Source organism: Corynebacterium sp. HMSC08A12 (assembly GCF_001807485.1).
Lineage (GTDB): Bacteria > Actinomycetota > Actinomycetes > Mycobacteriales > Mycobacteriaceae > Corynebacterium > Corynebacterium evansiae.
The window spans coordinates 119,527-141,515 of record NZ_KV789168.1 but is presented as its reverse complement, the minus strand read 5'-3'; the positions used below and the strand labels follow the sequence as shown (position 1 = coordinate 141,515).

The 21,989-nt window shown below is 64.0% G+C and carries 18 protein-coding genes; 9 read left to right on the top strand and 9 right to left on the bottom strand.

Annotated elements, in window-relative coordinates; all coding sequences use genetic code 11:
• Window positions 1-36 precede the first annotated feature (36 nt).
• The 3 genes from zwf to tkt all read right to left on the bottom strand — a co-directional run bounded on the left by zwf (window position 37) and on the right by tkt (window position 4,917).
• Entirely contained in the window at window positions 37-1,599 is a 1,563-nt protein-coding gene (gene zwf, locus HMPREF3166_RS02550) for a glucose-6-phosphate dehydrogenase (RefSeq protein WP_035003887.1), read from the bottom strand.
• Between the two features lie 67 nt (window positions 1,600-1,666).
• Window positions 1,667-2,779, bottom strand: a complete 1,113-nt coding sequence (tal, locus tag HMPREF3166_RS02545) for a transaldolase (RefSeq protein WP_070487504.1) — start codon at window positions 2,777-2,779, stop codon at window positions 1,667-1,669.
• A gap of 47 nt (window positions 2,780-2,826) precedes the next feature.
• The gene (gene tkt, locus HMPREF3166_RS02540; protein WP_070487503.1) at window positions 2,827-4,917 is read right to left on the bottom strand and encodes a transketolase; all 2,091 of its coding nucleotides are present in this window, start codon (window positions 4,915-4,917) and stop codon (window positions 2,827-2,829) included.
• A gap of 239 nt (window positions 4,918-5,156) precedes the next feature.
• On the opposite strand from tkt, the gene HMPREF3166_RS02535 reads away from it, so the two are divergent.
• Window positions 5,157-6,113, top strand: coding sequence for a heme o synthase (locus HMPREF3166_RS02535; RefSeq protein ID WP_237746259.1), 957 nt, complete (start codon window positions 5,157-5,159; stop codon window positions 6,111-6,113).
• Between the two features lie 636 nt (window positions 6,114-6,749).
• Here HMPREF3166_RS02535 and HMPREF3166_RS02525 read toward each other — a convergent pair.
• The 4 genes from HMPREF3166_RS02525 to mptB form a co-directional block, all read right to left on the bottom strand.
• On the bottom strand, window positions 6,750-7,811 hold the full coding sequence (locus tag HMPREF3166_RS02525) for a COX15/CtaA family protein (protein ID WP_035003899.1): 1,062 nt from the start codon (window positions 7,809-7,811) through the stop codon (window positions 6,750-6,752).
• A gap of 71 nt (window positions 7,812-7,882) precedes the next feature.
• Complete coding sequence (locus HMPREF3166_RS02520) at window positions 7,883-8,674, bottom strand: ABC transporter permease (protein ID WP_035003901.1); 792 nt, start codon at window positions 8,672-8,674, stop codon at window positions 7,883-7,885.
• Window positions 8,671-9,669: an ABC transporter ATP-binding protein gene (locus HMPREF3166_RS02515; RefSeq protein ID WP_035003903.1), complete on the bottom strand. Its 999-nt coding sequence runs from the start codon at window positions 9,667-9,669 to the stop codon at window positions 8,671-8,673. Before HMPREF3166_RS02515 ends, HMPREF3166_RS02520 begins: the two co-directional genes overlap by 4 nt.
• Before the next feature lie 30 nt (window positions 9,670-9,699).
• The gene (gene mptB, locus HMPREF3166_RS02510; protein WP_070487501.1) at window positions 9,700-11,451 is read right to left on the bottom strand and encodes a polyprenol phosphomannose-dependent alpha 1,6 mannosyltransferase MptB; all 1,752 of its coding nucleotides are present in this window, start codon (window positions 11,449-11,451) and stop codon (window positions 9,700-9,702) included.
• 213 nt (window positions 11,452-11,664) lie between these two features.
• Here mptB and HMPREF3166_RS02505 point away from each other — a divergent pair, with 213 nt between their 5' ends.
• The 7 genes from HMPREF3166_RS02505 to HMPREF3166_RS02475 all read left to right on the top strand — a co-directional run bounded on the left by HMPREF3166_RS02505 (window position 11,665) and on the right by HMPREF3166_RS02475 (window position 18,092).
• Window positions 11,665-12,348 carry a helix-turn-helix transcriptional regulator gene (locus HMPREF3166_RS02505; RefSeq protein ID WP_035003908.1) on the top strand — a complete coding sequence of 228 codons (684 nt, stop codon included), beginning with the start codon at window positions 11,665-11,667 and terminating at the stop codon, window positions 12,346-12,348.
• 3 nt (window positions 12,349-12,351) lie between these two features.
• A complete protein-coding gene (gene sufB, locus HMPREF3166_RS02500) occupies window positions 12,352-13,794 on the top strand; it encodes a Fe-S cluster assembly protein SufB (RefSeq protein WP_034987621.1) in 1,443 nt (480 codons plus the stop codon).
• A 5-nt stretch (window positions 13,795-13,799) separates the two neighbouring features.
• Window positions 13,800-15,011 (top strand): Fe-S cluster assembly protein SufD, encoded by a 1,212-nt coding sequence (gene sufD, locus HMPREF3166_RS02495; RefSeq protein WP_035003910.1) that lies wholly within the window; start codon window positions 13,800-13,802, stop codon window positions 15,009-15,011.
• A gap of 43 nt (window positions 15,012-15,054) precedes the next feature.
• Window positions 15,055-15,810: a Fe-S cluster assembly ATPase SufC gene (sufC, locus tag HMPREF3166_RS02490; RefSeq protein ID WP_070487499.1), complete on the top strand. Its 756-nt coding sequence runs from the start codon at window positions 15,055-15,057 to the stop codon at window positions 15,808-15,810.
• An 81-nt stretch (window positions 15,811-15,891) separates the two neighbouring features.
• Window positions 15,892-17,145 carry a cysteine desulfurase gene (locus tag HMPREF3166_RS02485; RefSeq protein ID WP_070487496.1) on the top strand — a complete coding sequence of 418 codons (1,254 nt, stop codon included), beginning with the start codon at window positions 15,892-15,894 and terminating at the stop codon, window positions 17,143-17,145.
• Window positions 17,146-17,212: 67 nt separating this feature from the next.
• Complete coding sequence (gene sufU / locus HMPREF3166_RS02480; protein ID WP_011273559.1) at window positions 17,213-17,674, top strand: Fe-S cluster assembly sulfur transfer protein SufU; 462 nt, start codon at window positions 17,213-17,215, stop codon at window positions 17,672-17,674.
• Between the two features lie 10 nt (window positions 17,675-17,684).
• Window positions 17,685-18,092 carry a metal-sulfur cluster assembly factor gene (locus tag HMPREF3166_RS02475; protein ID WP_011273558.1) on the top strand — a complete coding sequence of 136 codons (408 nt, stop codon included), beginning with the start codon at window positions 17,685-17,687 and terminating at the stop codon, window positions 18,090-18,092.
• 12 nt (window positions 18,093-18,104) lie between these two features.
• Here the strand turns inward: HMPREF3166_RS02475 and HMPREF3166_RS02470 are convergent, their stop codons facing one another.
• Complete coding sequence (locus tag HMPREF3166_RS02470) at window positions 18,105-19,178, bottom strand: lycopene cyclase family protein (protein WP_083293798.1); 1,074 nt, start codon at window positions 19,176-19,178, stop codon at window positions 18,105-18,107.
• A 400-nt stretch (window positions 19,179-19,578) separates the two neighbouring features.
• Here HMPREF3166_RS02470 and HMPREF3166_RS02465 point away from each other — a divergent pair, with 400 nt between their 5' ends.
• Window positions 19,579-21,210, top strand: a complete 1,632-nt coding sequence (locus HMPREF3166_RS02465; RefSeq protein WP_035003916.1) for an ABC-F family ATP-binding cassette domain-containing protein — start codon at window positions 19,579-19,581, stop codon at window positions 21,208-21,210.
• 22 nt (window positions 21,211-21,232) lie between these two features.
• Here HMPREF3166_RS02465 and HMPREF3166_RS02460 read toward each other — a convergent pair whose 3' ends face one another.
• The gene (locus tag HMPREF3166_RS02460) at window positions 21,233-21,976 is read right to left on the bottom strand and encodes a glutamine amidotransferase (protein ID WP_070487494.1); all 744 of its coding nucleotides are present in this window, start codon (window positions 21,974-21,976) and stop codon (window positions 21,233-21,235) included.
• Window positions 21,977-21,989 lie beyond the last annotated feature (13 nt).

Here is a 21,989-nt window from a genome sequence, read left to right as displayed (position 1 = left end):
GCGGTCGGAGGGGTAGGTGGGGGAACGAAAAAGGTTTTAGGGGCGACGCCACTGCCGCCCGGACCGGGACAGGATCTCTTCGGCACCCTTCGGCCCCCACGTGCCGGCGGGGTAGTCTTCCGGGCGCCCGTGGAGGGCCCAGTGCTCCAGGATCGGATCCAGGATCTTCCAGGAGAGCTCCACTTCCTCGTTGGTGGGGAACAGGCTCGCCTCGTCCAGCAGGGCATCCAGGATCAGTCGCTCGTAGGCCTCGGGGGATTCCTCGGTGAAGGACTCGGAGTAGCTGAAGTCCATGTTCACGTCGCGAACTTCCATGGCCGAGCCCGGCACCTTGGAGCCGAAGCGCACCAGCACGCCCTCCTCGGGCTGCACGCGGATGACCAGCATGTTGTTGCCCTGGGCCGTGGTCTGGCCCGGGCCGAACGGCAGGTGCGGAGCCTCCTTGAACACGATGGCGATCTCCGTCACGCGGCGCCCCAGGCGCTTGCCGGTGCGCAGGTAGAACGGCACCCCGGCCCAGCGGCGGGAGGAGATCTCGAAGGTCGCCGCAGCGTAGGTCTCCGTGGTGGACTCCGGGTCGAAGCCGTCCTCTTGGCGCAGCCCCTTGACCGGGATCGAGCCCTGCCAGCCAGAGGTGTACTGCCCGCGGGCCGTGGTTTGTGCGAAAGGCCCGACCGGGGTGGTCGCGCGCAGCACCTTCACCTTTTCTGCCTGCAGCTCCTCCGGGTTGAACGTCACCGGCTCCTCCATGGCGATCAGCGCCAGCAGCTGCAGCAGGTGGTTCTGAATCACGTCGCGGGCCGCGCCGATGCCGTCGTAGTAGCCAGCGCGTCCGCCCAGGCCGATGTCCTCGGCCATGGTGATCTGCACGTGGTCCACGTAGTGCGCGTTGAACATTGGGTCGAATAGCTGGTTGGCGAAGCGCAGCGCCAGGATGTTCTGCACCGTCTCCTTGCCCAGGTAGTGGTCGATGCGGAACACACTGGATTCCGGGAACACGCTGTTCACGATCTCATTGAGCTCGTGGGCCGACTGCTCGTCGTGGCCGAAGGGCTTCTCGATGACCACGCGACGCCAGCCGTTGTGCAGCTCTCCCAGCTCCGGATCCGGCTTGGCCAGCCCAGAGCGCTCGAGTTGGTGACACACGCTAGGGAAGTGGTCCGGCGGGACGGACAGGTAATAAGCCCAGTTGCCGGCGGTGCCGCGCGCGTTGTCGATCTCCCGGGTCTTCTCTGCGAGGGCGTCAAAAGCAGAATCGGTGGTGAAGTCGCCGGTGACGAAGAAGATGCCTTCGGCGAGGCGATCCCACACGTTCTGGCGCCACGGGGTGCGCGCGCGATCCTTGACGCACTCCAGGACTTGCTCCTCGAACTGCTCCTTCGACCAGTCGCGGCGGCCGTAGCCGATCAGGCTGAAGCCGGGTGGCAGCAGGCCGCGGTTCGCCAGGTCGTAGACGGCGGGCAGCAGCTTCTTGCGCGCCAGGTCGCCGGTCACGCCGAAGATCACCAGGCCGCAGGGGCCGGCGATGCGCGGCAGGCGCTTATCCAGTTCGTCGCGCAACGGGTTGCGCCATTCCTCGGCGGAAAAGGGAAGTTGCACTTGTCTAAAGTCCTATTTTCTTTAGTCTTTTCTTTAGTTGGTAGGGGTGGGTGCTGCGCTCGCTGAGCTACTTGGCTTCTAGCTGCGCGGAGAGAGTGCCCAGCAGCTCGTTCCAGGAGGCCACGAACTTCTCCACGCCCTCGTCCTCCAGCACGGCCCACACCTCGGCCAGGTTTACGCCCACCGCGTCCAGGCGAGCGAACACTTCGCGTGCATCCTCCGCCGTGCCGCTGAGCGAATCGCCACGGATCTCGCCGTGGTCGATCGTTGCGTCCAAAGTGTTCTCCGGCATCGTGTTCACGGTGCGCGGTCCGGCCAGCTCGGTCACGTACAGGGTGTCTGGGTACTCGGGGTTCTTTACTGAGGTGGACGCCCACAATGGTCGCTGAACGTGCGCTCCCTTATCGGCAAGCGCGGTCCAGTCGGGGTTGTTGAGCAGGCGCTCCTCGAAGGCGGCGTAGGCCAGCTGCGCGTTGGCCACGCCGGCCTTGCCCTTGATCTGCTTGGCCTCGTCGGTGCCGATGCCATCCAGGCGCTTGTCGATTTCGGTGTCCACGCGGGAGACGAAGAAGCTGGCCACGGAGTGGATCTTGGTGAGGTCCTTGCCGGCTTCGGCGGCGCGGGCAATACCGGCGATGAATGCCTCCATCACCTGGATGTAGCGGCTGACGGAGAAGATCAGGGTCACGTTCACGCTGATGCCCTCGGCCAGCACGTCGGTGATGGCGGGCAGGCATTCCTGCGTGGCGGGGATCTTGATCATCAGGTTCTCGCGCCCCACCTTCGCAGCCAGCTCCTTGGCCTGGGTGACGGTGGCCTCGCGCTCGTTGGCCAGGCGCGGATCCACCTCGAGGGAGACTCGGCCGTCCACACCATCGGTCTTCTCGTAAATGGGCAGGAAGACGTCGCAGGCGTCCGCCACGTCGTCCGCCGCCATCTCGAACACTGCGCTTTCGGCAGGGGTGCCAGCGGCGGCGAGCTCGCGGAGCTGTTCGTCGTAAGCCGTGCCCTGGGACATCGCGTTGGCGAAGATGGCCGGGTTCGTGGTCACGCCGACCACGCCCTTGTTCTCAATGACCTCGGCGAGGTTGCCCGAGCGCAGGCGGTCGCGGGACAGGTCGTCCAGCCACACAGAGGTGCCGGCTTGTGCAAGTGCGTCGATGTTGGCGGGGGTGCTCATATAAGGAATCAGTCCTTGCTGTGGGGGTGGGGGTGGGGTTGTGGGGTTTACTTGTTCGCCGCGATGGAGTCGTGCGCAGCGGCGACGACTGCCTCGGAAGTGATGCCGAACTCGCGGTAGAGCGTCTGGTAGTCCGCCGAAGCGCCGTAGTGCTCCAGGGAGACCGTGCGGCCGTTCAGGCCGACGAAGCGGTGCCACGGCATGGAGATGCCGGCCTCGACGGAGACGCGAGCCGTCACGTCGCTCGGCAGAACCTGCTCCTGGTACTCGGCATCCTGCTCGAGGAACCACTCCATGACCGGCATGGAGACCACGCGGGTGCCCACGCCCTGGCTCTCCAGCTCCTTGGCGGCCTCCACGGCCAGCTGTACTTCGGAGCCGGTGGCCAGCAGGATGACCTCCGGGGTGTCCGTCGATTCTTCGACCAGCACGTAGGCGCCGCGAGCCACGCCCTTGGCAGCCTTGTCCTGGGTTCCCTCCAACACGGGGACGTTCTGGCGGGTCAAGACCAGAGCCTTCGGGGACTCCTCGGCCTGCAGGGCAGCCACCCAGCCGGCAGCGGTCTCGTTAGCGTCCGCCGGGCGGATAACCGCCAGGTGGGGGATGGCGCGCAGGGAGGCCAGGTGCTCGACCGGCTGGTGGGTGGGGCCGTCCTCACCCAGGCCGATGGAGTCGTGCGTCCACACGTGGTAAACATCCGACTTCATCAGTGCGCCCAGGCGCACCGCACCGCGGGCGTAGTCGGAGAACTGCAGGAACGTTGCGCCGTACGGGCGAGTCGGGCCGTGCAGGGCGATGCCGTTCAGGATGGCGACCATGCCGTGTTCGCGGATACCGAAGTGCAGGTTGCGGCCGCCCGGTTCCGCGGTGAAGTTGCGGGTGCTGATGGCCTCCGGGCCGAAGCTCGGGGAGCCCTTGATGATGGTGTTGGTGGAGCCAGCCAGGTCAGCGGAACCGCCCCACAGCTCCGGCAGGGTCTTACCCAGAGCCTGCAGGGTGGCCTCCGAAGCCTTGCGGGTAGCCAGGGACTCGCCGGCCTCCCAGCTGGGAACCTCGGCGTCGAAGCCCTCCGGAAGCTCCCGGGAGTACAGACGGTCGAACAGAGCCTTGTTCTCCGGGTTGTTCTCCGCCCAGGCGTCAAAAAGAACCTGCCACTGCTTGTGCGCCTCCGCGCCACGATCGATCAGACCGCGGGTGTGGGCGATTACCTTGTCCTCCACCGGGAACGGCTCGTCCGGGAAGTCCAGGGCCTGCTTGATGCCGGTGATCTCCTCCGCGCCGAGGGCAGCACCGTGGGAGGCACCGGTATCCATCTTCGTCGGGGCGGGGTAGGCGATGACGCTGCGCAGGCGGATGAAGGTGGGGCGGGAGGTCTCGGCCTTGGCGCGCTCGACTGCGTCCAGGATGCCCTCCACGTCCTCGCCAGTGACCTCGAGGGTCTGCCAACCGTAGGCGGCGTAGCGGGCGGAGACATCTTCGGTGAAGGCGATCTCGGTCTGGTCCTCGATGGAGATCCCGTTGTCGTCCCAGAAAACAATGAGGTTGCCCAGCTGCTGGGTGCCTGCCAGGGAGGAAGCCTCGGAAGTCACGCCCTCCTGCACGTCGCCGTCAGAAGCGATGACGTAGATGAAGTGGTCGAAGGGGGACTCGCCGGCCGGAGCCTGCGGGTCGAACAGGGCGCGCTCGCGGCGGGAAGCCATCGCCATACCCACCGCGGACGCCAGGCCCTGGCCCAGCGGGCCGGTGGTGATCTCCACGCCGTCGGTGTGGTGCACCTCCGGGTGGCCCGGTGTCTTGGAGTCCCAGGTGCGCAGCGCCTGCAGGTCCTCCAGTTCCAGGCCGAAGCCGCCCAGGTACAGCTGGATGTATTGGGTCAGGGAGGAGTGGCCAGCCGAGAGGACGAAGCGATCCCTGCCTACCCAGTGCACGTCCTGCGGGTCGTGGCGCAGCACGCGCTGGTACAGGGTGTATGCCAGCGGCGCCAGGCTCATTGCCGTGCCGGGGTGGCCCGAGCCGCAGTTCTCCACGGCGTCTGCGGCCAGTACGCGGGCAAGGTCGACCGCGCGCGTGTCGGTCTCCGTCCAGTCCGCCGGGTAGTTGCGCACCGTGAGTGCCTGCTGTTCTGGGGAGAGAGTCACTGTCAGTTGCCTTTCTTCATCAAGCCGAATACCCCATACATACTAATGGTCGTAAACGTTCGCCGTGGCTAGTGGGCGCAGTTGCAGGCCGGATTTTCGGGGCAAAAATTTCTTGCACTCCGCGGGAACTATTTGAAGCTCCCGTACGACCATATGTAGATGGGCGAGTGCAGGCTCTGTTTCGGCCTGCACCCTGCGCTCGGGTAGCGTTAGACGCGATTCGGAAAATATTCGAGAAGGTGGAAGCGAGGCAGCCGGTGAAGACATTCGCTGAGACGGCCAAGGCATATCTAGCACTGACCAAACCCAGGGTCATTGAATTGTTGCTGGTGGCCACGATCCCTGCGATGTTGCAGGCAGCGCGCGGCGAAGTGAACTTCGGCCTTATCCTCCTGACTCTCATCGGCGGCTGGATGGGAGCTGGCGCGGCCAACACGTTCAACAACGTGGTCGATCACGACATCGACCAGCTGATGCGCCGCACCCGTCGCCGTCCGACTGCCCGCCAGACCGTCTCCGTCGGGGAGGCCCGCGTCTTCGCCTGGGTGCTGCTGATTGCCTCTGTGCTGTGGCTGGGCTTCTTGTGCCACTCCTGGCTGGCCGCCGGATTTATCGTGCTGACGAACTGGTTCTATGTTTTCGTCTACACCAAGTGGCTCAAGCGCCGTACCTGGCAGAACGTCATCTGGGGCGGCGCTGCTGGCTGCATGCCGGTGATTGTTGGCTGGGCCGTCATCACTGATAACAACGGCGGTGCGTTCCACGCCGGGTGGTCCTCGTGGGTTCAGGCGCTCATTTTGTTCATGATTATTTTCTTTTGGACGCCGCCGCATACCTGGGCTCTGGGAATGCGCTACCGCGAAGACTACGAGGCCGCGGGCGTGCCCATGATGCCCGTGGTCAAGCCTCCGCTGCAGGTAACGCGCCAGATCCTGGGCTACACCTGGGCGACCGTGATCACTTCGCTCCTGCTGGTTCCGGCGGCTAGCTGGATCTACCTGGCTGCCGCACTGATTTCCGGCGGCTGGTTCATCATCAAGGCTCACATGCTGCACCAGGGAGTGAAGAATGGTACGCCGGTGAAGCCGATGCAGCTGTTCTTCCTATCGAACAACTACCTGTCTATCCTCTTCGTCGCGCTCTCCGTGGACGCGGTGCTGGGGTGGCAGACGCTCGCCGAGGCTGTGCTCGGCTAGCATCACGACTAAGATCACCAAGCCGTCCTGAGCCAGTAGCGTTCAGCGAGGTTGAATATGGCTTCGCACTGTTGGTGCGTGAGTCCGGGGTCGAGTTCGGCATGCGTCTGCCCAGGAAGGCGACTTATACCGACGATTGCCCATCCGTTATTGTTCCAACTATTCGCGACAGCGGTTTGCGCCGATGAGGCCATATTGCAACGCATGCGATACCAGTCGGGCCTGGCCTTCATCTCGAATTCAAAAGACTGCATCTGCCGGAACGAGCCATCCGGGTAGAGCACTTGGAGAGGTGCCCGGTAGTAGTCGATCCAGCCATTCTTCCAGGCAGTAGCTATTCTCCTGCGCCGCGTGCACTACCGAATGGCATCATGAGGGCGATGACTGTAAAGACAACACCGACGAGTCCAGCTGCCACGAGGATAGAAATACGTAATGGCATTTCCTGTGAGTATGGCGGAGGACCCGCCACGCTCAAGGCTTGAAAGCATCCGCTGTTATCCCGCATCGGGTTAGGAGTGGAGTAGTAGTGTTCGCCCCGACCGGGCACCAATGGAGTGTCCACCCCCGAGTTGAATTTCAGGGTGGTGCGCGGCATGCGCGTCGGCTGAGTCATATTTCGGCATCTTAGCCGTCTTAAGCGTCGACGGTCTCCTGACGCTGGCAGTCACCGGCCGTCGTGCCCGTCAGGCTGGCGTTGCCGCCGCTGTAGCGGTACTTCAGAGCCCAGAGGAAGCCGGTGGCCGCGGTAGTAAGCCCGGAGCCGATAACGTGAATCGGCACCGACCAGCGGGGGACACCCAGCCAGTACTGCATGATGCCGACGATGGCCTGCAGAATGATCGCGGCGATCACCCAGTAGGAGGCCGTTTTTATGCGGTGCTCCAGGTTCAGTGCGAACACGCCTGCCAGCAAGCCAACGGTCAGGCCCAGGTAGAGGTACATGAAGCCAGCGTGGATGTGCGCCATGTCAATCAGCGGAACCTGCAGACGGTGCTCCGGAAGAATCGCCTCGTCGCCCGCGTGCGGACCGGCACCGGTCACCAGGGTGCCGGTAATCAGGACGATCGCCAGGCTCAGCGCGGATCCGTCGGTGAGAATGCGCAGGGGACGTGGCATCAGGGGTTGCATCTCGCCATCGTCGGGCTCACCGATGCGCACCACCAGCTTCGCGGCCAGGAAGACCAGCAGCATGCTGGGCAGGAAGTGCAGGGCAACGGTCCACCACATCAAATCCATGTGCACGGTGATGCCACCCAGAACGGCCTGGACGATAATGCCGATGCCCTGGATGAAGGCCAGGTGGAGAATCGTAGAGCGGCGCGCGGCGCGCACCACGGAAATGAAGCACACCAGGGCGGCGATGATCAGTACGAATGTCAGCGTCCGGTTGCCGAACTCGATCAGTTGGTGAATCCACGGCGCGGAGCCAGCAACCGGGAACAGGGAGCCCGGGTGGCACTGCGGCCACGTGTCGCAGCCCAAACCGGAGCCCGTAACGCGCACCAAAGAGCCGGTGAAGGTAATTCCCGTCTGGCAAGCCAACAGGATGATGGCGAAGAGCCGCTGGCGCCGGATAGTCGGGGCGGTAACGGGCCGAGGGAAGCCAAACCTGCGGTCGGCTGCATGTGCAAAGGCGTACAGCTTCAGCAGCGCTCTGACGAAGGGATTGTTCTCCTCCGCGGCGCGTTGTTTCATAGTCTCAAGCACGCCTTTAAGACTATCGGAAGCCCACGTGGCGGGGCTAATTGCCGCTAGCCGTCCTTGCGTTAGTCGCTCTCCATGGTGAAGCGGAAAAGCTTTAGCGCGAGGACCGAGCCGATCACGGCCCACACGGCCAGGCTCAGCAGCGCCAACCAGTTGAATCCACCGGCAACCACTGCGGTGTGGAAGCCTTCCATTAGCGCCACCGAGGGCACGGCCATGAGGAAAGCACTGACGTTTTCACCGGCCGGGGTTGCCATGGTGGCGAACACAGCCGCACCTAGCAAAACGAACCAGATCGTGTTGCCCAGCGCCAGCACCAGCTCCGAGCTCAGGGTGCCGCCCAGCAGCAGCCCCAGGCTGGTGAAGGCCGCAACCCCCAGTACCGCCGTCACCAGGGCCGCGGGCAACCCCACGATGTCCGGGCGCCATCCCAGCGCGAATGAGGCGATGGATAGCACCAACACCTGCAGCAGCACCACGATGCACACTGCGACAACCTTGCCCGCGATCAGCGCCCAGGTGGGCACACCCGCCGCGCCGATGCGCTTCAGAGCCCCATAGCGCCGGTCGAAGGCTACCGCGATGGCCTGGCCCGTGAAACCCGCACCCATCAGTGCAATCGCCAAAGCCATGGGGAAGATGCGGCTGACTGCGTGGGATGCGTCATCGCCGGGAACCAGCGTCAGACCAATAAGCAGCCCCAGCGGGATGACCATAGAGAGCAATTGCTGCTCCCCGTGACGCAAGAAGAGCAGCGATTCTATCTTGGCCTGGGCCTTTACGATGTCGCCGGACTTCGCCTGCTGAGGTGCGGGGGCAAAGAGCCCCGGCTCGAAGCGGCTGGTGGTACTCATGAGCGGATGTCCTTTCCGGTGATAGAGAGGAAGACGTCCTCCAGCGACTGCCTGTTGACCTCGAGCTGGCTGATCATCACGGACTCATCGGCGAAAGCCTCGGCCACCGCTGCAACCAACTGCGGGCTCAGCTCCTCAGCCTCGATCCTGAAGTGGCGGGGGCGCAGCTCGTCCACCGTCACCGGCACCTCCGCGCGCTTGGCAATGGCCGCGGAGACATCGGGGAGTGCGGCGTCGGAATCAACCTGCACCGCAAGCCACGCACCGGTGGAATTCGGGTCGCGGCTCGACATCATCTCCTCGGGCGTGCCAGAAGCGACCACGCGACCGGAGTCAATGATGACCACCTGGTCGGCCAGCGCCTCGGCCTCGTCCATCAGGTGGGTGGTCAGCACCACCGCCACGCCGTCGCGCTTCAGCGAGGCCACCAGATCCCACACCGCCAGGCGGGACTGGGCGTCCAGGCCGGCGGTCGGCTCGTCCAGGAACACCAGCTCGGGGCGCCCAACCAGTGCACAGGCCAGGCTCAGGCGCTGCTGTTGGCCACCCGATAGGCGCCGGTAGGGAGTCTTTTCGTGGCCGGTCAGCCCGACGGTCTCGAGCAGCCAGTCGGGATCCAAGGGGTTTTTCGAGTATGACGCCACCAGCCGTAACATCTCGCCCACGCGGATTCCGGGGTACGCGCCGCCACCTTGCAGCATTACCCCGATGCGACTGCGCACCTCGTCCGACTCGACGGCCGGATCCTTGCCGAACACGCGGATGGTGCCCTCGGTGGGACGGATGAAGCCCTCGCACATTTCGACGGTCGTGGTCTTGCCAGCGCCGTTCGGGCCGAGGAGAGCGAGCACCTGGCCGGCGGACAACTCGAGGCTCAGCCCGTCGACGGCGCGGCGCTCGCCGTAGGTCTTGACTACGTCGCGGAGCTGAAGCACGGGAGAGCTCGCCCGTGCTGGGGCTGCTTGGGTTGCCTGGGTTTCAGGTCTTGTGGTCATGATGTGAAAGTCTAGCCCCCTGGCAGCGTTTTACGTAGCAGCGGCTACTGCCCGCCGGAGTTTATCGGAGCGAAACGACAGGGCCTCGGCCAGATCTGCGTTGTGGGCCGCCATAGCCCGCAGAGCCACCAGCGCTACCAGGAAGAACACGAGACTCATCGCATAGATGTAGATCACCGTGGAGGTTGGCAGGGAAAGTCCGCGGGGGAGGATGAAGAAGCTGAACACCACCGAATAGATAACGGCGGTGAGGGGGAACGCGCGCCTGTTCGCCCAGGCCGCAAGGGGGAGAATCGCCCACAGAAGGTACCAGGGGTGCACGACGGGGAAGAAAAGCACCAGGATGAGGGTGGCCACGCCCAGCCCGCCTACGGGGTGGATACGGCCGCGGAAGGAGGCCCACAGCATGCGAACCACCCAGAACGCACCCACGAGCAGTCCGAGGGTGCGGAAGATGATCAGCGCCGAATCGGTGTGATCGCCCAGCCCCAAGAGGGCACCGAGCGCCCCGGAGGACAGCCCAAGGGAGGTGGTGATCGACATCCAGGAGATGATCTCCGCAGCGCCACCCTGGGAGGTGATCCAGCCGAAACCGACACCGGTGAATAGGGAGAATGCGACGGACGTTACGACCGCGACGGCTACGGCGACACTCGCGGCGGAGCAGAGATCCAGCAGGCGCCCGCCGAACCAGCGGGCGAGTGCGGCACCGGCGAAGCCCAGGCCGATGAAAGCCGTGACTTTGACCAAGCCGGCCATTGTGATCAGGCCGAAACCGCCGATGATTAGTATCCAGCGGCTGGTGAGGGGGCGCTCTTCGTTATCCACGCCGCGCAGCACCAACTCCATGCCTGCGAGCAGAAGGCCGATCAGGGCGGCCTCGTTGTGAATGCCGCCGACCAGGTGCAGGATCGCCAACGGGTTCAACACGCCCAGCCACAAGGCAGCTCCACTCGACACGCCACAGCGCCGTGCCAGGCGTACGAGAGCCCAGCCGCTTAAGGCCAGCCCCAGGATGGCCACCAACCGATGCAGCACGATGCCGAGGATGATGGAGTTGTCAGTGAGCATGGAGATGACCCCGCTATAGCCCAGCGCCACCGGCCCATAGGGTGCAGGGGAGTGCGCCCACATCAGGGGCACGGAACGGGCCAGGGGGTCGTCGATACCCAGCAGGTCTACGGGGCCGGCGCTGTAGGGGTCCCAGCCCCTCGCGGCGATCGCTCCCTGCGCCAGGTAGGAGTAGATGTCCTGGGTAAACAGTGGCGGGGTGACCATGAGCGGGGTGACCCACACGAAGAATGTGCGCCAATAGGTTCGCACCGGGATCGGGTGGTTGGGCCTGCCGGGCGCGGAGACAGCAAAGGTAGACAGAAGCAACCAGCCGTAGACCAAGAAGCCGATGCCAACGAAGACCAAAACGGTGGTGGAGTGCAGCATCCGCGCCAGCGTGTTCACGCCGGGGAAGTCCCAATAGGGGTTGTGGATCACGGGGAACGCGCCGGCGCCCAGGCCGCCGACCGTGATCAGCATGGTGCCGAGGGCTCCCAGGAATACCGCAGCGTAAAGCCGCATGGAAAGCGCGCGACTCAGGGGCTGGAGCTGCAGGGAGCTTTCCGGCACATTGTCGCCCTCGGATTCCGAGTGCAGCTGTGCCGATCGCGACCCCGCCAGGCCCAGGTGGGGCAATTGCTCCTGGAACCTCCGCCAGGGCGCCAAGAGACGCGACCCCCGAGACGAGCTCGGGGTGGCCCTCGGGGTGGCTGAGGTGGGGGTAGTCATAGGTGCAGATACTACCGAATGTCGCAAGCAATCTTCTTCAGCCATGGCCGTGACCAGCGCCACAGAGATAGCTCCAAGGATGGCCGCGAGTTAGGCAGGGTTACCTTAGTAGACAAGCGGGAATATTTACGACACACTTTTGTTGTCTAATCATGTAGGCACAACTTTAAGTTGCACAGGCGCACTCGAACAGAAGCTAAAGGAGGTACTAGCGTGGCACGGACATCTGAGGAGCGGGCAACCCAGCCCACTCCAGAGCACGACACGCGGCACCGCATTCTTCTGCATGTGCTGCGCCACGGTCCGGTGAGCGCATCGGACATTAGCGAGGCATTTGGGCTAAGCGCCGCCGGCGTTCGGCGTCACTTAGACAACATCGTCTCCGACGGCCTCGCCGAGGTCGTCGAGGCACCTCGTTCCGGGCAACGTGGACGGCCCGCCAAGCTCTTCAGGCTGACCGACCAAGGCCGGGCGGAGTTTGGACATGATTACGACACGCTCGCCTTGCTGGCTCTGCGTGCTCTTCGCTCTGCAGGAGGAGAGGAAGCGGTGGAGGACTTCGCCGCTCAGCGCATCAACGATCTGCTGCAGGACGTCTCCGACTCCGACGCAGACGTAGCCGCCAAGGCCCAGGCCATTGCCGACGCATTGACCGAGAGGGGCTACGCTGCCACTGTCGGCCACGCAGGCGGTGGCGTACAGATTTGCCGTCATCACTGCCCGATCCAAGATGTCGCTCACGAGTTCCCAGAACTGTGCGCGGCGGAGCACCGGGTGGTTGCAGAGCTGCTGGGACAGCACACCCAACCTTTGGCGACAATCGCCGACGGCAACGGTGTCTGCACCACCTATATTCCGCTTAGAACCATTGACCCTTCCCCCAAGAAGGAAAGTTAAACCATGACTCAAGCTGCACAAACACCTGAAACTAAACCCCAGACCGACGAAGAGATTATCGATTCCATCGGCGCGTACGGCTACGGCTGGCACGATTCCGATGTCGCCGGCGCCTCTGCCCGCCGTGGCCTTAACGAGGACGTCGTCCGCGACATCTCCGCGAAGAAGAACGAGCCGGAGTGGATGCTGAAGCGTCGCCTGAAGGCTCTGGACATCTTCGACAAGAAGCCACTGCCGACGTGGGGCGCGGACCTCAGCGATATCGACTTCGACAACATCAAGTACTTCGTCCGCTCCACCGAGAAGCAGGCTCAGACCTGGGAGGACCTGCCGGAGGACATCAAGAACACCTACGACAAGTTGGGCATCCCGGAGGCCGAGAAGCAGCGCCTGGTCGCTGGCGTGGCCGCCCAGTACGAGTCCGAGGTTGTGTACCACCAGATCCGCGAGGACCTGGAGAAGCAGGGCGTGATCTTCGTCGATACCGATACCGGACTGCGCGAGTACCCCGAGCTGTTCGAGGAGTACTTCGGCACCGTGATCCCGGCCGGCGACAACAAGTTCTCCGCGCTGAACACGGCCGTCTGGTCCGGTGGTTCCTTCATTTACGTGCCAAAGGGCGTGCACGTGGACATTCCGCTGCAGGCGTACTTCCGCATTAACACCGAGAACATGGGTCAGTTCGAGCGCACGCTGATCATCGTCGACGAGGACGCTTACGTCCACTACGTCGAGGGCTGCACCGCACCGATCTACAAGACCGACTCCCTCCACTCCGCAGTGGTCGAGATCATCGTGAAGAAGGGCGGCCGCTGCCGTTACACCACGATCCAGAACTGGTCGAACAACGTCTACAACCTCGTCACCAAGCGCACCAAGTGCGAAGAGGGCGGCACGATGGAGTGGGTCGACGGCAACATCGGCTCCAAGGTGACCATGAAGTACCCGGCCGTGTGGATGACCGGCCCGCACGCGAAGGGCGAGGTGCTCTCCGTGGCTTTCGCCGGCGAGGGTCAGTTCCAGGACACGGGCGCGAAGATGGTGCACATGGCTCCGCACACGAGCTCGAATATCGTCTCCAAGTCCGTCGCCCGCGCCGGTGGCCGCGCTGCCTACCGCGGCCTGGTGCAGGTGAACAAGGATGCGCACCACTCCGCTTCGAATGTCGAGTGTGACGCGCTGCTGGTCGACTCCATCTCGCGATCGGACACATACCCGTACAACGACATTCGTAACGACCACGTGACGCTGGGCCACGAGGCCACCGTCTCCCAGGTCTCCGAGGATCAGCTGTTCTACCTGATGTCCCGCGGCATCGAGGAGGAAGAGGCAATGGCGATGATCGTCCGCGGCTTCGTGGAGCCCATCGCCAAGGAGCTGCCCATGGAGTACGCCCTGGAGCTCAACCGTCTAATCGAACTGCAGATGGAAGGATCGGTGGGTTAAACCAAATGACCACCCCACTCAACGAAACCGAAGCGACTATCACACCGGTTCAGGCTGGTACGGATCACCAGACCAAGGGTGACCGTTTCACCTCTTTCTCGGCCGCGGACTTCTCCGTGCCGCGCGGTAAGGATGAGGATTGGCGCTTCACCCCGCTGCGCGAGCTGCGCGGCCTGCACGATGGCTCGGCCGTAGCTGGCAAGCGTGCTGCCGTCGCCGTCGGTGTTTCTGATGATGACGCCCCCAGCGTGACCGTCGAGCAGTTGGAGCCAGGCGACGAGCGCCTCGGTCGCGCGGGTGCTCCCGTGGATCGTGCGGCAGCCCAGGCGTGGGAAAACACCGAGTCCGCGGACTACGTGCGCGTCTCTAAGGATGCGGCGCTGAAGGCTCCGGTGACCATCACCGTCGACGGCCCGGGGGAGGACGAGGTCTCCTACGGCACCCTGGTCGTGGAGCTCGAGCCCCACGCTGAGGCCGTGGTGTTTGTCCGCTATGAGGGCTCCGGCGCGCACTCCGACAACGTCGAGTTCGTCGTTGGCACCGGAGCGAAGCTGACCACCGTGGTCTTCGAGGACTGGAACGACGATGCGGTGCACCTGTCGAACTCGCACATCCAGGTTGGCCGCGATGCAACCGTGCGCCACTACTACGCGGCCTTCGGTGGCCACGTGGTGCGCTCCGTGCCGCACGTGCGCTACACGGACACCGGCGGCGATGCTGAGCTGCTGGGACTGTACTTCGCGGATGCGGGTCAGTACTTCGAACAGCGCCTGCTGGTGGACCACTCGATCCGTAACTGCCGCTCCAACGTGCTGTACAAGGGTGCGCTGCAGGGCGAGCCGGAGAAGGGCAAGGATGCCCGCGAGGCACGCACAGCATGGATCGGCGACGTTCTGATCCGCCCGGATGCAACGGGCACCGACACTTACGAGAAGAACAACAACCTGCTGCTAACCTCCGGCGCCCGCGCTGATGCCGTGCCGAACCTGGAGATTCAGACCGGCGAGATCGTCGGTGCGGGCCACGCCGCCACCGTCGGTCGCTTCGACGACGAGCACATGTTCTACCTGCAGTCCCGAGGCATCGACCCGGCTAGCGCAAAAATGCTGATCGTCCGCGGTTTCTTCACCGACGTGATCAAGCGCATTCCGGAAGAGTCTATCCGCGAGCTGCTGGAGGACAAGGTCGAAGCCGAGCTGCAGCACACGGTTCTTTAAATTCATCCACCCGTCAAACACCCAAAGAAAGCTTTTACACACCATGAGCACTCTGGAAATCAAGAACCTGCACGCGCAGGTCGTCCCCGCCGACGAGAACGAGGATCCGAAGCCGATCCTGCACGGCGTTAATCTGACCATCAACTCCGGTGAGACTCACGCCATCATGGGTCCGAATGGCTCTGGCAAGTCCACCCTGTCCTACGCCATCGCCGGCCACCCGCGCTACGAGATCACTGAAGGCGAGGTGCTGCTGGACGGCGAGAACCTGCTGGACATGGAAGTCGACGAGCGCGCCCGCGCGGGCCTGTTCCTGGCTATGCAGTACCCGACTGAGGTACCGGGTGTCTCCATGGCTAATTTCCTGCGCTCTTCCGCCACCGCTGTGCGCGGTGAGGCACCGAAGATCCGCGAGTGGGTCAAGGAAGCCCGCGGCGCGATGGAAGAGCTGGCGATCGACCCGTCGTTCTCCGAGCGCTCCATCAACGAGGGCTTCTCCGGTGGCGAGAAGAAGCGCCACGAGATTCTGCAGCTGGGTCTGCTGAAGCCGAAGTTCGCAATCCTGGACGAGACCGACTCTGGTCTCGACGTTGATGCGCTGCGTATCGTTTCTGAGGGCATCAACCGCTACCAGGAGCGTGAGAACGGCGGCGTGGTAATGATCACGCACTACCAGCGCATCCTGAACTACGTGAAGCCCGACCACGTGCACGTCTTCGCCGGCGGCCGCATCGTGGAATCCGGTGGACCGGAGCTGGCTGAGCAGCTCGAGGCCGAGGGCTACGACAAGTTCATCTAAGCCTGCGGTCTATCCCACCCATCCGTTTCCTTCAACCAACCTTGCTCGCCCCAGCATCAACTGGGCAGAAAGTGTGAACTTGTGAGTTCCAACAGTTCCCTGGACACAGCGAAGATCCGCAGCGACTTCCCGATCCTTTCGCGCACCGTGCGCGATGGGCAGAAGCTGGTGTATCTGGATTCCGGAGCTACCGCCCAGCGGCCCGTGCAGGTGTTGGATGCGGAGCGGGAGTTTTTGACCACCCACAACGCTCCCGTGCACCGCGGTGCCTACGAAATCGCGGAGGAGGCTACCGAGTCCTACGAATCGGCCCGTGAGGCCATCGCGGGCTTCGTCGGGGCCGAGGACCGGGAGATCGCGTTCACCAAGAACGCCACCGAGGCGCTCAACGAAGTCGCCTACATCCTGGGTGACGCACGGGCGTGGGAGCTGCAGGTCACCGAGGGCGACGAGATCGTCGTCTCCGAACTGGAGCACCACGCCAACCTGGTCCCGTGGCAGGAACTCGCACAGCGCACCGGCGCGACCTTGAAGTGGTATTCCGCCACTTCGGATGGCCGTATCGACCTGGACAGCCTGGAGCTCAGCGAGCGCACAAAGGTGGTTGCGCTGACGCACCAGTCGAACGTCACCGGCGCCGTGCTGGACGTCAAGGAGGCCGTGCGCCGCGCCCGCGAAGTTGGGGCGATCTTTGTCTTGGACGCCTGCCAATCCGTGCCGCACATGCCCGTAAACTTCCACGAACTGGACGTGGACTTCGCCGCTTTCTCCGGCCACAAGATGCTGGGACCTAACGGCGTCGGCGTCCTTTACGGTAAGGCACAGCACTTCGACCAGCTACCTCCTTTCCTGACCGGCGGCTCGATGGTGGAGAAGGTCACGATGGAGCGCACGACCTTTACTGAGGCTCCACAGCGTTTCGAGGCGGGCACTCAGATGACTTCCCAGGTCGTAGGCCTGGGTGCAGCCGTGAAGTACCTGGAGGACCTGGGTATGGATAAGGTCGCCGCCCACGAGGCGGAGCTGACGGAGTACGCCCTGGAGCAGCTGCAAACCATCGAGGGCTTGCGCATCATCGGTCCCACCGACTCGCAGGATCGCGGCAGTGCCCTAAGCTTCGTCGTGGAGGGGATCCACCCGCACGATCTAGGCCAGGTAGTCGACGATCAGGGCGTGTGCATCCGCGTAGGCCACCACTGCGCGTGGCCGGTGCACACGTGCATGGATGTGCAGGCTACCGCCCGCGCCAGCTTCTACATCTACAATGACCTTTCGGAAGTCGACGCGCTGATCGCCGCCATCCGCAAGGCGCAAGAGTTCTTCGGCACGGCATAGAAAGCAACGGCGAAGAAAAAGCGCATACACGGCGATTGAGGAAAGTACTAGAGGATACTAGGGCCCTATGAAACTTGAGCAGATGTACCAGGAAGTGATCCTGGACCACTACAAGCACCCGCAGCACGCGGGCTTGCGCGAGCCCTTCGAGGCCGAGGTGCACCACGTTAACACTTCGTGCGGCGACGAGCTCACGCTGCGCCTGCACCTCAGCGAGGACAACCAGACGGTCGAGGACATCTCCTACGACGCTGTGGGGTGCTCCATTAGCCAGGCCTCCACGTCCGTCATGGCCGAGGAGCTGGTCGGCCGACCCGTCGCGGAAGCCTTCGCCAAGCTTGCGGAGTTCGAGCGCATGGTCACCTCTCGCGGCAAGATCGAAGGCGACGACGAGATCATCGGCGACGGCATTGCCTTCGCGGGTGTCTCCAAGTACCCCGCCCGCGTGAAGTGCGCCTTGCTGGGCTGGAAGGCCTTCGAGGCCGCTGCCACCGAGGCCGGCGTGAGCGCTAACACCAACACAGAGTAAGGAACACACCATGACTGAGAACGCAGAACCCACCGCCCCGGAGATGGACCCCTCGCCGCTGGACAAGGCTCCGGAGGGCCCGTCTGAGCGCAGCCCGGAGGACATGGCGCTGGCCGGCAAGGTCGAGGAGCACCTGCTGGACGTTATCGACCCGGAGCTCGGCATCAACGTCATCGATCTGGGCCTGGTCTATGACATCTGGATCGAGGACAAGACCGCTGTGCTGAACATGACCCTGACCTCCCCGGCCTGCCCGCTGCAGGACGTGCTGGAGGATCAGGCGCGCGATGCTGTGATCAACAACGTCGACGAGGTCTCCGACCTGCAGATCAACTGGGTGTGGACCCCGGCCTGGGGTCCGCACATGATCAACGAAGAAGGCCGCGAGCAGCTGCGTTTCCTCGGGTTCACGGTCTAGGGGCTTCACAGTCTAGGCCGAGTACATCCTCTGCCACACCGCCCGGCCCACCGACCAGGGGCGGCGGAATAGGGGACGGAGGAACTCGTGGCGCAGTCCGGTTCCCTCCCTTAGCGCCCACATCGTGCGTGCCACTTCCAGTCCGTTGCGCCCGCTCAGGTACGCCAGCTGCGCCCGCGTATCCAGAGCAAAGAAGTGCCCGAAGAAGTCCTGCAGCGTCGCACCATCCGCCCGGGCGATGAGCTCCCCGCCGACCTGCCGCAGCACATACGCCAGCCACCCGCCGGCGCGTTTGCCGTCCAGGAAGTCGTCGGCGGCCTCCAGTGCGTGCCCCAGCGAGTAGCCCGTCGCGGGATTGATAAACCCCGCCGCGGCGCCGAACTTTCTTTCTTTGTGACGCCGCCTAGTCCCCATCGGGATCGCGACCCGTTCTTCGCGCACTACAGTTTGGGTCCCTATGCGGTCTGCCAGGCGCGCCCGCAGCACCGCGAATACTTCTTCCTGTTTCGCTGCATCGGCGCTGCAGTGCGCCGCGAGGATCGTCTCCTCGTACAGCCAGCCCTCGTCCGTGCGCTGGACATAGCAGAAGCTGGGTGGGCAATCCCCGGCCTGGGCAACCGTCCCGGTCCAATCCATGAAGGTGGGGGTGGACCCTGAAGGGGCGTCAGTAAAGGGTAGGAACCACCCGACGGCCAGTTGCCACAGTGCGGCGTCCGTCCGTGGGGCGCCGGTGCAGTCGATCGCCTCCATGCCATTGGGAAGCGGCTCAGGTTCGATGCGCACGCTCGAGCTGCGCAGGGCCTCCGCGGCCGCCTCCTGGTTCAGCATCCGATAGCTAAACCCCAGCGTGCGGCGGGTGAGGGGAGTGCCCGCGACGACGTCCAGGGGTTCCGGTGCACCAAATAGGGGATCGGCCCAGGTGGGGATCTGCGTGGAAAACACGCCATAGGTGCCGGGGAACGGGGTGGGGCTGGTCACGTCGAAGGCCGGGTCATAGGCGGTGACGTGGAAACCGCGCTGTGCAGCTCGAATGGCCAGGAGCGCTCCGGCTGGACCGAGGCCTTTAAGCGCGAGCCGCTGGGTCACTTGAAACCTCCGATTCAGGATTCTTACCCCCGAACTTACACAGCCGTGTTTTACTCATCACTTCTTTAGGAAATTTTTGCGGCTTAATGCATTAGCTACAGGTATAAGAAGTGCCTAATAGAATAAGAAGCTTCGCAAGCTCAGGTTTAAGTTCAAGGTTTGGGGGACAGGCCAAAATCGGGTGTAACGCTTAGCCTGCGGGCGCCAAACACAGTTTCTAACATGAACGTTGTCCTACTCGGTACGAACATACCGAAAGGTGGGGCACGAAAAGAAGACAACCCCGTCGGTGACACACACCGGATGCGACTCGGGACTGTGGGGGACCCGGGCAACGCGACTCCGGTGTTCATGGGGTGGGAAGGGTCACCGACGGGGATGGCTGATAGGCTTCTTCCTTGTGATTGTTACTAATGACCTCGAGGTTCGGGTGGGGGCCCGAACCCTGCTGAACGCCCCCGGACAGCACCTACGAGTGCAGCCCGGCGATCGCATCGGCCTGGTCGGGCGAAACGGTGCGGGCAAGACCACCACCATGCGCATCCTGGCGGGCGAGGGCGAGCCCTACGGTGGCACCGTCACACGCAGCGGCGAGATGGGCTACCTGCCGCAGGACTCCAAAGAAGGCGACATCGAGCAGAGCGCGCGCGACCGCGTGCTTTCCGCGCGTGGCCTGGACCGCATCCGGCACTCCATGGAGCGCCAGCAGGAAATCATGGAGACCAGCGAATCCGCCGGCCAGCGCGATGCCGCGATCCTCAAGTACAGCCGCCTGGAGGAGAAGTACCACGCCCTCGGCGGCTACGAGGCCGACAGTGAAGCCGCGCAGATCTGCGACTCACTGGGGCTGCCCGAACGGGTGCTGGACCAGCCACTGAAGACCCTCTCCGGCGGCCAGCGCCGCCGCGTGGAGCTAGCGCAGATCCTCTTTGCAGCCACCGCCGGCTCCGGCCGTTCGCAGACGACACTTCTTTTGGACGAGCCGACTAACCACCTGGACGCGGACTCCATCACCTGGCTGCGCGGCTTTTTGGCCAAGCACGAGGGCGGGCTGATCATGATCAGCCACGACGTGGAACTACTGGACGACGTCTGCAACAAGATCTGGTTCCTGGACGCTGTGCGCGGCGAGGCCGACGTCTACAACATGGGCTGGACCAAGTACAAGGACGCCCGCGCCACCGATGAGGCGCGCCGCCGCCGTGAGAAGGCCAATGCCGAGAAGAAGGCCAGCGCGCTGAAGCAGCAGGCCGAGAAACTGGGCGCCAAGGCCACCAAGGCAAAGGCCGCCAAGCAGATGGCCGCCCGCGCGGAAAAGATGCTGGGCAATCTGGACGAGATTCGCGTCGAGGACCGCGTGGCCAACATCAGCTTCCCGGAGCCAGCACCGTGCGGCAAGACTCCCATGAACGCAAAGGGGCTGACCAAGATGTACGGCTCCCTGGAAGTCTTCGCCGGGGTGGATCTAGCCATCGATAAGGGATCCCGCGTGGTGGTGCTCGGCTTCAACGGCGCGGGAAAGACCACCCTGCTGAAGCTGCTAGCCGGAGTGGAACGCACCGACGGCGAGGGCGGCATCGTCACCGGCCACGGCCTGAAGGTGGGCTACTTCGCCCAGGAGCACGACACGATCGACCCTGACAAGTCCGTCTGGGACAATGCCATCGAGGCTTGCCCCGATGCCGGCGAGCAGGACCTCCGCGGCCTGCTGGGCGCCTTCATGTTCTCCGGCGAGCAGTTGGAGCAGCCCGCCGGCACCCTTTCCGGCGGTGAGAAGACCCGCCTGGCCCTAGCCACCCTCGTCAGCTCCCGGGCAAACGTGCTGCTGCTGGATGAGCCGACCAATAACCTGGATCCGCAGTCCCGCGAGCAGGTGCTGGACGCGCTGCGCACCTACACCGGCGCGGTCGTGCTGGTCACCCACGACCCGGGCGCGGTGAAGGCCCTGGAGCCCGAGCGCGTGATCGTGCTGCCCGACGGGGTGGAGGACCTGTGGAGCGACGAGTACATGGAGATCGTCGAGCTGGCCTAGCTCAGCCATCTAACTCAGCCAGCTAGCCCACCATCCCCAGCGAGGCGCGGGAGTGCTCCACGAAGCGCCGCAGCAGCGAGTTCGCCGCCGCCGTATCCTGCCCCTCGAAGCGGGCGTAGGTCTCCGCTATCTCCGCGGGGTCGCAGTAGCCCTCGTCCTCGTAGAAGCTGAGCCGCCGAGTGATGCCTGCCGCATCCATCTCCGGGTGGAATTGGCTGGTCCAGACGTTTTCGCGGTAGCGGTAGATCTGCACAGGGCAGGTCACGCCGGTGGCCAGCAGCGTGGCCTCCGCGGGCACGCGCGACACGGAATCCTTGTGGCCCGTCAACGCGGTGAAGCGGTCGGGGAGCGCACCCGTGATGGGGTCGACGCGCCCGGCGTCAGTAAGAGAAACCTCGCTGGTGCCCGCCGATTCCGAGTACTTGCTGTTGACCTCGCCGTCCAGGTAGTGCGCCAGCATGGAGGTTCCGTAGCAGGTGGAAAAGATGCCGAAGCGCTGCCGCTCCGATTCGACCTGGATGAAGTCCACCAGCTTCTGCGAGATCGCTTCCTGCCATTCCACGTCGACCGGACGGGTGATCGTAAACGGCGAGCCGCCGATGAACACGCCCTCCACGCCGTCGAAGCTTCCCAGGTCGGCGCTGGGGTTATCCAGCGGTCGCTGTTCGAGCTCGGCGGGGGTGAGGCCGCTGTAGCTGAGGAAGTCGGCGTATTCCGCGGCGAGCACCTCGGCGCCGCTGCGGGGGCATAGCAGTACGAAAGTCACATTCGTTACTGTA

Coding starts and splice junctions, on each gene's coding strand:
- mptB (WP_070487501.1), bottom strand. CDS start 11,451: ATGACTACCCCCACCTCAGCCACCCCGAGGGCCACCCCGAGCTCGTCT.
- tal (WP_070487504.1), bottom strand. CDS start 2,779: ATGAGCACCCCCGCCAACATCGACGCACTTGCACAAGCCGGCACCTCT.
- sufD (WP_035003910.1), top strand. CDS start 13,800: ATGACCACCCCACTCAACGAAACCGAAGCGACTATCACACCGGTTCAG.
- HMPREF3166_RS02525 (WP_035003899.1), bottom strand. CDS start 7,811: ATGAAACAACGCGCCGCGGAGGAGAACAATCCCTTCGTCAGAGCGCTG.
- HMPREF3166_RS02515 (WP_035003903.1), bottom strand. CDS start 9,669: ATGACCACAAGACCTGAAACCCAGGCAACCCAAGCAGCCCCAGCACGG.
- sufU (WP_011273559.1), top strand. CDS start 17,213: ATGAAACTTGAGCAGATGTACCAGGAAGTGATCCTGGACCACTACAAG.
- HMPREF3166_RS02475 (WP_011273558.1), top strand. CDS start 17,685: ATGACTGAGAACGCAGAACCCACCGCCCCGGAGATGGACCCCTCGCCG.
- HMPREF3166_RS02520 (WP_035003901.1), bottom strand. CDS start 8,674: ATGAGTACCACCAGCCGCTTCGAGCCGGGGCTCTTTGCCCCCGCACCT.
- sufB (WP_034987621.1), top strand. CDS start 12,352: ATGACTCAAGCTGCACAAACACCTGAAACTAAACCCCAGACCGACGAA.
- sufC (WP_070487499.1), top strand. CDS start 15,055: ATGAGCACTCTGGAAATCAAGAACCTGCACGCGCAGGTCGTCCCCGCC.